General features: G+C 66.7%; 8 protein-coding genes. 5 read left to right on the top strand and 3 right to left on the bottom strand.

Annotated elements, in window-relative coordinates; genetic code table 11:
• Positions 1-96: 96 nt before the first annotated feature.
• A complete protein-coding gene (locus tag AC2TEW_RS37400) occupies positions 97-1,698 on the top strand; it encodes an IS4 family transposase (protein WP_484627686.1) in 1,602 nt (533 codons plus the stop codon).
• Between the two features lie 530 nt (positions 1,699-2,228).
• Complete coding sequence (locus AC2TEW_RS37395) at positions 2,229-2,600, top strand: ATP-binding protein (RefSeq protein WP_484627685.1); 372 nt, start codon at positions 2,229-2,231, stop codon at positions 2,598-2,600.
• Between the two features lie 50 nt (positions 2,601-2,650).
• Here the strand turns inward: AC2TEW_RS37395 and AC2TEW_RS37390 are convergent, their stop codons facing one another.
• The gene (locus tag AC2TEW_RS37390) at positions 2,651-3,634 is read right to left on the bottom strand and encodes a hypothetical protein (protein WP_484627684.1); all 984 of its coding nucleotides are present in this window, start codon (positions 3,632-3,634) and stop codon (positions 2,651-2,653) included.
• 548 nt (positions 3,635-4,182) lie between these two features.
• Between AC2TEW_RS37390 and AC2TEW_RS37385 the strand changes: the two genes are divergently transcribed.
• The 3 genes from AC2TEW_RS37385 to AC2TEW_RS37375 all read left to right on the top strand — a co-directional run bounded on the left by AC2TEW_RS37385 (position 4,183) and on the right by AC2TEW_RS37375 (position 8,299).
• On the top strand, positions 4,183-5,625 hold the full coding sequence (locus AC2TEW_RS37385; RefSeq protein WP_484627683.1) for an MFS transporter: 1,443 nt from the start codon (positions 4,183-4,185) through the stop codon (positions 5,623-5,625).
• Positions 5,626-6,089: 464 nt separating this feature from the next.
• Complete coding sequence (locus AC2TEW_RS37380) at positions 6,090-7,328, top strand: saccharopine dehydrogenase family protein (protein WP_484627682.1); 1,239 nt, start codon at positions 6,090-6,092, stop codon at positions 7,326-7,328.
• A gap of 824 nt (positions 7,329-8,152) precedes the next feature.
• Positions 8,153-8,299, top strand: coding sequence for a hypothetical protein (locus tag AC2TEW_RS37375; protein ID WP_484627681.1), 147 nt, complete (start codon positions 8,153-8,155; stop codon positions 8,297-8,299).
• A gap of 256 nt (positions 8,300-8,555) precedes the next feature.
• Here the strand turns inward: AC2TEW_RS37375 and AC2TEW_RS37370 are convergent, their stop codons facing one another.
• The gene (locus AC2TEW_RS37370; RefSeq protein WP_484627680.1) at positions 8,556-8,882 is read right to left on the bottom strand and encodes a hypothetical protein; all 327 of its coding nucleotides are present in this window, start codon (positions 8,880-8,882) and stop codon (positions 8,556-8,558) included.
• 189 nt (positions 8,883-9,071) lie between these two features.
• Positions 9,072-9,838 (bottom strand): IS5 family transposase gene (locus AC2TEW_RS37365; RefSeq protein WP_484626548.1). Its coding sequence is split into 2 segments (ribosomal slippage): positions 9,072-9,532 and positions 9,532-9,838, totalling 768 coding nucleotides; the frame shifts between segments, so codons are not numbered across the junction.
• Positions 9,839-9,956: the final 118 nt, after the last annotated feature.

The following is a 9,956-nucleotide window of genomic DNA, read 5'->3' as shown; positions in this document are numbered from 1 at the left end:
GCGGCAACGGGATCCGCGTTGATCAGATGGTCCGCCAAGACTGCTGGTCGCCGAGGAGTCCCGTTGCCCGCATGTGATTGTGCCCTGCCGTCGGGTCTGACGACGGTGACTCACCAGTTCACGGTGGCCGCCGGCCAGTTCGGTCCTGGTCATCTGGGCGAGTTGACTCAGGTCGTCCCGTTCGACCTCGTTGATGCGGTCCTGAAGGAGACCCGGTGTGTGCAGCGCCGGTTACGTGACCTGCCCTCGCGGGTCGGGGTCTACTTCCTGCTCGCGATGTGCCTGTTTCCGGAAGTCGGCTACCAGCTGGTGTGGCAGAAGCTGACCGCGGCACTGGCCGGCGCCGGAGTGGAGGTCGCCGAACCGACCGCGAAGGCCTTGCGTGACCTGCGCCGCAGGGTGGGTGCAGCGCCGGTCCGCCGCCTGTTAGAGGTCCTCGCCGGCCCGCTGGCCCGGCCGGCCGCACCCGGTGTGCGGTTCGGCCCGTTCCGGACAGTCTCCTTCGACGGCTGCAGCTCGATCAAGCTGCCCGAGAGCGACAGAAACGTGGACTGGTTCGGGACACAGAGCCGCGGTGGTTACCCGATGCTGGAGCTGATGACCCTGGTGGAGACCGGGTCCCGGGCCCTGATCGGCGCGGTGTTCGGCCCCACCAGCGACGGGGAGACCGCCTATGCCGGCCGTCTGCTGCACCACCTGGGCCCGGAGATGCTGGTCCTGTGGGACAAAGGCTTCGACGCCAACGCGTTCCTCGCCGCCGTGGCCAGCACCGGTGCCCAGTTCCTGGGCCGCTTGCGCGCCAACCGCCGCACCCCGGTCCTGGCCCGGCTCGCGGACGGCTCTTACCTGTCCGTCCTTGGGGCTGTCCCGGTCCGGGTCGTGGAAGCTCAGATCACCGTGACCTGCGACGACGGCAGCACCTTCACTGGCTCATACCGTCTGGTGACCACCTTGACCGACGCCCGCCGCTACCCGGCCAGCAAGCTCGTCGGCCTCTACCACGAGCGGTGGGAGCACGAGTCCGCCTACTACGCGCTGCGGCACACCATCTTGCGGGGCCGGGTCCTGCGTTCCGGCGATCCCGTCGGCGTCGAGCAGGAGATGTGGGCCCTGCTCACGCTCTACCAGGCCTTGCGGAGGGTCATGGCGGAGGCCGCCGAGTCCCGGCCGGGCACCGACCCGGACCGCTGCGGCTTCACCATCGCCCTGCACACGGCCCGTGACCTGGTCGTTCGGGCTGCCGGCCTCACGGGCGACGCCACGATCGGCGTCATCGGCCAGCGGGTCCTGGCCGGTCTCCTCCCCGCGAGGCGGACGCGTGTGAGCACACGCAAGGTCAAGTCGCCGATCTTCCGCTACAACGAACGCCAAGACGACGGCCGCCCGGACGCCAGCCGTGCCGTCACCGGCCTGGACATCACCATCCTCGAACCAGAACCGCAGCTGCCCGCCACCTCCCACGACGACCGCTATACGCCGCCGGCAGACCGACGCAGGCAGCGCATCCTGGAAGTCCTCGACATCGACCCGGACCGCCAGTGGCACCCACGGGATCTCGCCCGTCACCTGGGCAACGTCACCCTGGGCACCATGCGCCGGCAACTCGACCGGTGGGCCCACACCGGATTCATCACCAAGACCGGACCCGCCACCTTCAGAAGCCGGAGAGACCCCTTGCCACCAGCGCAAATCCGTTAACTACCCGGCCTTGGATCAAGCCCACCCGCGGCTTCGACGGGGCCGAGGCCTGTCGGCCGGCCGTGTTCCGCTGGGCCACCCGTTACAACACCCGACGGCGCCACTCCCGCCTCGGACAGAAGCCACCGAACATCTACGAACAGCAGCGGGCTACCATGACGCTCGCCGCATAACGACACGAACAGGTGTCCACTCACCGGGGACAAGGCCCCAGTACCCGTTCCGGACAATCCGGCCAGCCTGCGCATGAAGCGCTGAGCCGGCGATGCCCCACCGGCGGGTCCGGTGGGGCATCGGCCTGGGGACGGAAGCACCCCCGTCCATGGGTGACCCGGGCGAGGCCGGTGTAGACCACTGCACCCCTCGATCGGGGGACAGAGAGAGGCCGTCCAGCGCCCAACACTGATGGAGAAGCCCGACCCGGCACCCTCCCAGTGGATGTGATTCCCGTGGCTCTCCCCACTTCTTCCGGCAACCAGACCTCTACCGTCAGCGCCCCGACGGCCGACGCCGAGTGCAGCCACGAGTGCATGCTGCCCTACGAGGAGACGGCTGCGGGGATTGCCCGCACCAAGAGCCGCAGTGCGCTGCAGGCATGGGGCCTGCCGAGCAGCTACATCGACGAGGCGCTGCTCGTTGTCTCCGAACTGGTCACCAACGCGGTGGAGCACGCCCTGCCCCCGGTGCGTCTGTGCCTCGAGCGCCCCGAAGGCACCGATGTGCTCCACATCGCGGTCGAGGACGGCGGGACCGCTCCGGAGCCGGGCCAGTGGATTGCACACTGCGCCCCCGATGAGCACGGGCGCGGCAGTGCGATTGTCACCGCCCTTGCCACGGCCTCCGGCGAGTACCAGGATGCGGACCGTACCACTCACTGGGCCGACCTGCCCGTGGCCGCCTGAGATGGGGTCCCCTGCCACCCTTCAGCGGGGGACCCCGTGGGGCGCCCGGGTCAGAGCGAGGAGGCCCCCGTGTTGCTCTTGGAACAGTAGTCCGCCCGCTCACCCGCGGTCATGGGCCGCTGGTTGTAGACGATGTTCATGGGCCGGTCACCGTCCACCTGGTAGGCAGTCATGTTCTTCTCCCAGTAGTGGTGGTACCACTTGCGGTTCCCGTAGTCGAGGTTCCACAGGCCGGTGACCTTCTTCGCGGAAACCGCCGAGGAGATGATTCCCACGTTCCCGGGCTCGATGATGTGCGGCGCATCGTACGCCTTGGAGGTGGAGTTTGCGAAGTCACCGCCCAGCGTCTGCTTGAGGGACTGCTCGATCTTCAGGGGAGCGGTGCTGGGCGTGCCGATGGTCGTCGTGAGCTCGACTCCCCAGCGGATGGTCGAGGACCGGGTGATGGTCTCGTTGAACCTCACCGACTGGTTGAGATTGGTGCAGTTCCACCCGATCATCTCGTCTTTCCAGTCGACCGGAACGTACTCGACCAGCGCTGTGGGCGTGTAGGAACACTTCGCCCGGCCCCGGTTGCAGTCGTCCATGGACTCTTCGTCCGACAGTCCTCCGGTGATCGAGATGGCGTTCGTCCGGTTCGGGGACTGAATGGTCGGGCTGGGCACGTTGGTGCCCCCGATCAGGCTCCCGAGGTTGCTGTCGTCGAAGTGCTCGGAGTAGCAGCCGTTGTACGGTGCGAAGGAGTCGATCCGGTCCGTCCACCACCGGTCGGGGGTCTGGCCGAGGTTGTTGACCACCCTCTCGGAACCGGGTGCGCACTCTCCGTTGCCCCACACGACGAGCGCGTAGCCGCGGTAGTCGGGGTGCTCGAACTCGATGGAGTAGATGCGCTGGACGGAGGGGGAGGCGTTGACGGCCTGGGTGAAGGCCGGGCTGTAAACCGCCGAGCGCGGATCCCAGCGCCAGGCCGAAGCATCGACGGTACCGCCGCTCGCATATTTCACCGCTTCATCGAAGAAGGTGAAACACTTCATTTCCTGCTTGTACCCGATGGACGGGGAGGCCTTTACTGCGCAGTTGTAGGGAAGCGGGTCGGCGGCGCTTGCGGAGGGGGCACCCGCAAACAGCGAGGCTGTGGCTGCGCACGCTATTCCCGTGCTCGAGGCTGCACCGAGGCGTCGACCTAAAATTCGCATTAGATTTCCTTTCAGGTGAAATCTTTGCTTTCGGCGGTGGCGCCCATGCAATGCCATCACCGCCCGCCATGTCAATGAGCGGCGTTGCGATTTGAGCAGAACTTGAGGTTCCCCCCCCTGGTCGATCAGCCCTCGGAGTCATGAAGAGTCGCTTGAAGCGCCTCCATATTTGAAAGAATTTGTGTGCGCAAGGGTCTGGCGCGCATCCCATCCGCACATCGCCGAGCATCCGTCGACCGGTCCGGTCCAGGCCACTGCCTGGGCCGAAGCCGATCCCGCAACCGGGGGAATCCCGCGGTTCCTTCACTGGAAGATCACGCACTGCCTGGGAGGGGGCTGGATGATGAGACGCATCCACGTCCAAGCCGACGCCTACGGAGCCTGGAATGCCCGTTCCCGATCAGGCCCAGCGGTCACTGCCAGCAGACCGCTGGTGGGCCCTGACCGTCATCGCAACGGCCCAGCTGATGGTGGTTCTCGATTCGACCATCGTCAACATCGCGCTTCCGTCGGCCCAGCGCGAACTCGGTATGTCAGACGGGGACCGCCAGTGGATGATCACTGCTTACACGGTGGCGTTCGGCGGCCTCCTGCTGGCAGGTGGCCGGGTCGCCGACATCGTGGGGCACCGCCGCACCTTCATCATCGGCCTGGTCGGCTTCGCGGCCGCCTCAGGCCTCGGCGGTGCGGCATCCGACGCCGCGCTCCTGTTCGGTGCGCGTGCCCTGCAAGGGGCCTTCGCCGCCGTCCTCGCCCCCTCCGCCCTGGCCCTGCTCAGCACGACCTTCCCCGCAGGCCCCGACCGGGGACGGGCCTTCGGCATCTTCGGCGGGGTGGCCGGTGTGGGCGGAGCGGTCGGACTCGTCCTCGGCGGACTCCTCACCGACTACCTCGGATGGCGCTGGTGCCTGTACGTCAACATCCCCATCGCTGCGGTCACCCTGCTCGGGAGCATGAGATACCTGGCCGCGGACCGCGGCACCCCGGGCGCCCGACTCGACCTACCTGGAGCGGTTCTCAGCTGCGCCGGTCTGGTCGCCGTGGTGTACGGATTCAGCGCGGCCGAATCACGTGGGTGGGGCGACCCAGTCGTTCTCGGCATGATCGCCGGCGGCTGCGGGCTCCTGGCCCTCTTCGGATGGTGGCAGAGCCGCGCATCCCAGCCCTTGTTGCCGTTGCGGCTACTGCAGGACCGCAACCGCAGCGGCTGCCTCCTGACATTCGCCATGGCGGTCATCGGCCTGTTCGCCATGTTCCTGTTCATGACCTACTACATGCAGAGCCTCCTCGGGTACTCCGCGCTCAAAACCGGGCTCGCCTTTCTGCCACTCTCTCTGGGCGTGGTCGTAGGGTCCACACAGCTGGCCGCACGTCTGATGCACCGCGTACCACCACGCGTGCTGATGGTTCCGGGACTGCTTGCCGCTGCGGCCGGACTGCTCCTTCTGACCTCGCTGGATCCCCGCTCCTCGTACGTCTCCACCATCCTTCCCGCGGAAGTCCTGATGGGGCTCGGGCTGGGATGCACGGTCATGCCGGTCATCGCCACCGCAACCTCCGGTGTGCAGGCCGAGGATTCGGGTGTGGCCTCGGCCATGGTCAACACCTCGCAACAAGTAGGAGGATCCATCGGGGTCGCCCTTTTGAACACGATCGCGGTCACGGCCACGGCCGGCTACCTCGCTTCACACCCTGCAGGAGCAGGTCACGCGGGGACCGCCGCCGCTACCGTGCACGGCTTCACCGTCGCGATCGGCTGGGCGGCGGGCATCCTGCTCGCCGCCGCACTGACAGCCTTCTTCTTGGTCGACGCCGAGGCCGCGAACTGACCGACAACCACGGAGACGGCTCTCGGCCCGCGGCCGGCGTCCCAACGAGAGGCGTTTTTAAGCCGCCCCCAGCACTCTTGCAAGGTCCCGGAAAGATGAAGGAGCGCAAAGTGGTGGTGAATACCGAGTACAGAACCGAGGAGTGATCCCCCCCTCATGCGCAGAGCGAGCCTGCTGATCGAGATGTACCTCAAATCCATTTCGGACCTTGCGAGGAACAACCGCGACCTGTACCAGCGCCCGCACCAGCCGTCCGGCGCAAGCGAGCACGGGGCTGGCCTCCTTCCTTCGGGGCTTCACGGAGCACCGCACCACTGATACGGAACCACTGATACGGACCGTGGCCCGGCGGCTGGTCGCCACAGTGCCATTGGTCCCAATGGGGCGCCGTGAGCCGGATGTGTGGCATCGGGGTGTGCCACTGGGAAAGCCTCCTGGGAACCCATCCGAACGGAAGGTCTCAGATGCGCATCCTGCTCGTGGGTGCAGGCGGTGTCGGCACCGCAGCCACCCGGATTGCGGCCCGCCGCTCGTTCTTCGACCACATCGCCATCGCCGACTACGACCTCTCCCGGGCCGAGAACGCCGTGGAAACACTCGGCGAAGCGGGGAACCGCTTCTCTTCTCACCGTGTCGATGCCTCGGATGAAGCCGCGGTGACGGCACTGCTGGCCGAGCTTCGCTGCGATGTCCTCTTCAACGCCACCGACCCTCGGTTCGTCATGCCGATGTTCGGCGCGGCTCTGGCTGCGGGCACCCACTATCTCGACATGGCGATGTCCTTGTCGCACCCCCACCCCGAACGCCCGTATGAGCTGTGCGGGGAGAAGCTCGGTGACGCTCAGTTCGCACGGGCGCAGGACTGGACGGCGGCAGGACGCCTGGCCTTGGTGGGGATGGGGGTCGAGCCAGGTCTCTCCGATGTCTTCGCCCGGTACGCGGCGGACTATTTGTTCGACGAGATCGAGGAGATCGGCATTCGGGACGGTGCGAACCTGACCGTGGCGGGATACGAGTTCGCCCCCTCGTTCAGCATCTGGACGACCATCGAGGAGTGCCTTAACCCGCCGGTCGTCTATGAGGCGGGCCGGGGCTGGTTCACCACCGAGCCGTTCAGCGAGCCGGAGATCTTCGACTTCCCTGAGGGGATCGGCTCGGTCGAGTGCGTCAACGTGGAGCATGAGGAGGTTCTGTTGGTCCCCCGTTGGGTGAACGCCCAGCGGGTCACCTTCAAGTACGGTCTCGGTGAAGACTTCATCGGCAAGCTCAAGACGCTTCACGCGCTCAAGCTCGACAGCACCGCCCCGCTCACTGTTCGCACCAGCCTCGGGCCTGCAGAGGTATCGCCCCGGGATGTCGTGGCTGCGGCCCTTCCCGATCCGGCCGGTTTGGGTGATCGGATGACCGGCAAGACCTGCGCCGGCACCTGGGTCAAGGGGAAGCACGCCGGCAAGCCGCGCGAAGTGTACCTCTACCATGTGGTCGACAATCAGTGGTCGATGCGCGAATACGGTTCCCAGGCTGTGGTCTGGCAGACGGCAGTGAATCCCGTGGTCGCGCTGGAGTTGCTCGCCACCGGAGCATGGTCGGGATCCGGGGTACTCGGACCGGAGGCGTTGCCGCCGCAACCGTTCCTCGACCTGCTGACGGAGTACGGCTCGCCCTGGGGAATGCGCGAACAGGCTCCATCGTCTCTCCGCTGACCTGCCGTCGATCGGATGGCGACTCGGACTCCATCGCGCACCGGCTCCTCGCCGGCCTCGACCCGCGGGCACGCGGGCGGATCACGGGGGCGAGAGCCCTCGTGGCGGCAGGTGTGGGGTCTGCTCGCGCTGCGGCCCGGCGGCATCCCCGGCTGACGGTGGCCGGCAAGGTGCTGGCCGACCGGAACCGACGCCACGGTCATCCTGGCGTCCTCCAGGACGGAGGGCGCCGCGGCCACCTTCAAGAAGACGTTCGGATTCCACCCGCTGGCGGGCCTGGTGCGCCAACACCCAGGAGTCGCTGGCCATGCTGCTGCGGCCAGGCTCGAACACGGTCGCCGACCACCTCGCCGTGCTCGCGGACGCGCTTCGGCGGATCCCCGACAGCTCCCGGCCGAAGATCCTGGTCCGCGTGGACGGCGCGGGTGCGACCCATGAGCTGTCGGACCACCTGGAGAAGCTGGACACCGCCCGTCGCACCGTGCGCTACTTGACCGGCCGGACCATTACCGCCGACGACGAGCAAGCCATCGCCCGCCTGCCCGGGCAGGCGTGGGACGCGCTGCTCGAACAGGACGGCACACCCCACGAAAGCTACAAGGTGGCGGAGCTGACTGGGCTGAACCGACGGCCGGGTCGGCCGGCCGGGACGCGACTGCTGGTCCGCCGGGTCACACCGTGCCGGGCACACCGTCGGGACGCCAGACGAAGGAGCAGACCATGTTCGAGAATGGCGACCGGCTGGAAGTACAGCTTCGTCGCCACGAACATCTGGCACATGTGGGGCATCGCGGTCTCCGAAGTGGCAGGTCAACCAGGCCTGGATGCTCGCCGCTGCCCTCGGTCACGACCCGGGCTGCTGGGTCCGTCTCCTCGCCCTGCACGACCAGGAGCGCGCCGAGCCCGACACCATGCGGTACCGGATCTACCACCTGCCCGGCCGCCTCGCGAACCACGCCCGCCGCTGGTGACTGTGGATCGAAACGCACCTGGCCCTGGGCCCAGGCGTTCACCATGGTCTGGCAGGGGCTCACCAGCTTCCCGGCCGTCACCTGACGGCCGGCACCCCAACCCACCGAGGACCAGGAAGGAACGCAACCGCAGGACACCGGCCTGTGGAAGCCGGCACACCCGCAGCGTCACGCGACGGCCCGCCCCAGCGGCAACAAGGAATTACGGGCGAACCGCCAAGCCGATCACCCCGCGAAGACAACTGAAGGATCGAGGTCAGCATCCCTCCCAAATGCCGTCCCTGCCGATTCGGTAGTTGCCCGCCTTATTAATCTTTTCCGTGCCGTCCACTTCGGGAAAGTAAGCAGTCCTGGCAGAGGCATACGGCCACTCATCGGCGGATTGGATCCATTCGTGATCAGCTGACATGAATGTGTAGACTAGCTTTTTGCCGGACACGCCATCGAACAGTGAAGCGAAATTAATACTTCCGGCCCCGCCGGCGCCATGGAAGCCGCGAACCTGGGTGTAGTGCCCTTTGGTCTCATTGAAATCCCATAGGACTACCATTGTGACGCACCCGCCCATTGGTCCAGTTTCCATGTACCAATAGGAAGGGAGGAGGTCATTGGCATCTTGATCTTGACTTTTCCGTCCGATAGCCTGTGGCTCAGATGTCCATTTATTTTCTTCCGCGAGGAGGTCCCACGTGGAGGCGAACTCTTTAATTATGTGGAGGAATCTGTTGTAGGAGTCATCTTCGGGGGGTGCCCCTATGAGCTCGTAACACGATCATGGGGCAGCCTTCTTGAGGCGGCGCCAGCAGATCAGGGAGCAGGCCAGGGAGACGAGGCCGTTGTGAAGGTCGAGGCGTCGTTCCCAGCGGATGGCCAGTCGCTTGAACTGGTGGAGCAGGGCGAAGGTCTGCTCCACCACGTAGCGGAGCTTGCCAAGTCCCTTGATGTCGGGCTGCCCCTTGCGGGAGATGACCGGCAGGATCCCGCGCCTGCGGAGTTCGCGCCGGTTGGGGTTGCTGTCGTAGCCCTTGTCACCGAGGAGGGCGTCGGGGCGCTTGCGGGGATGGCCGACCCGGCCGGCCACCGGCGGTACTCCGTCCACCAAGGCGAGGGTCTGGGTGACGTCGTTCACGTTGGCCGCGGTGGTGATCATGTGGAGCGGGGTGCCGCCACCGTCACAGATCAGGTGGTGTTTGCTGCCTGTCTTGCGGCGGTCGACCGGCGACGGGCCCGTCGCCGGTCCCCTTTTTTCGCGCGTACGTGGGAGGCGTCCACGCACGCGCGGCTCCAGTCCAGTTCGCCAGCCGCGTTGAGCTCGGCGAGCAGTATCCGGTGCAGCCGGTCGAAGACGTCGGCCTCCTGCCAGCGCTCCAGGCGCCGCCAGCATGTCTGGCCTGAGCCGAAGCCCAGCTCCAGGGGCAGCTGCTGCCACGGGATCCCGGTGTAGAGAATGAAGAGGATGCCCTGCAGGCAGAGCCGGTCCGACACGGGCTTCGGTCCCGGTGACCGCTCGGGCCAGGCCGGCAGGACCGGCTCGATCATCGCCCACAACTCGTCATCCACGGCCCACGGCTTGGTGCTCACGCCATCACGAACAGCTCAATCGTCGTACCGGTTACGGCCGACCTGCACCGATTCACAAGATCGTGTTACGAGCTCT

This window comes from Kitasatospora sp. NEAU-CNBT7 (genome assembly GCF_057220535.1).
The sequence above is the reverse complement of the archived record's forward strand: the minus strand, read 5'-3'. Positions and strand labels throughout refer to the sequence as shown.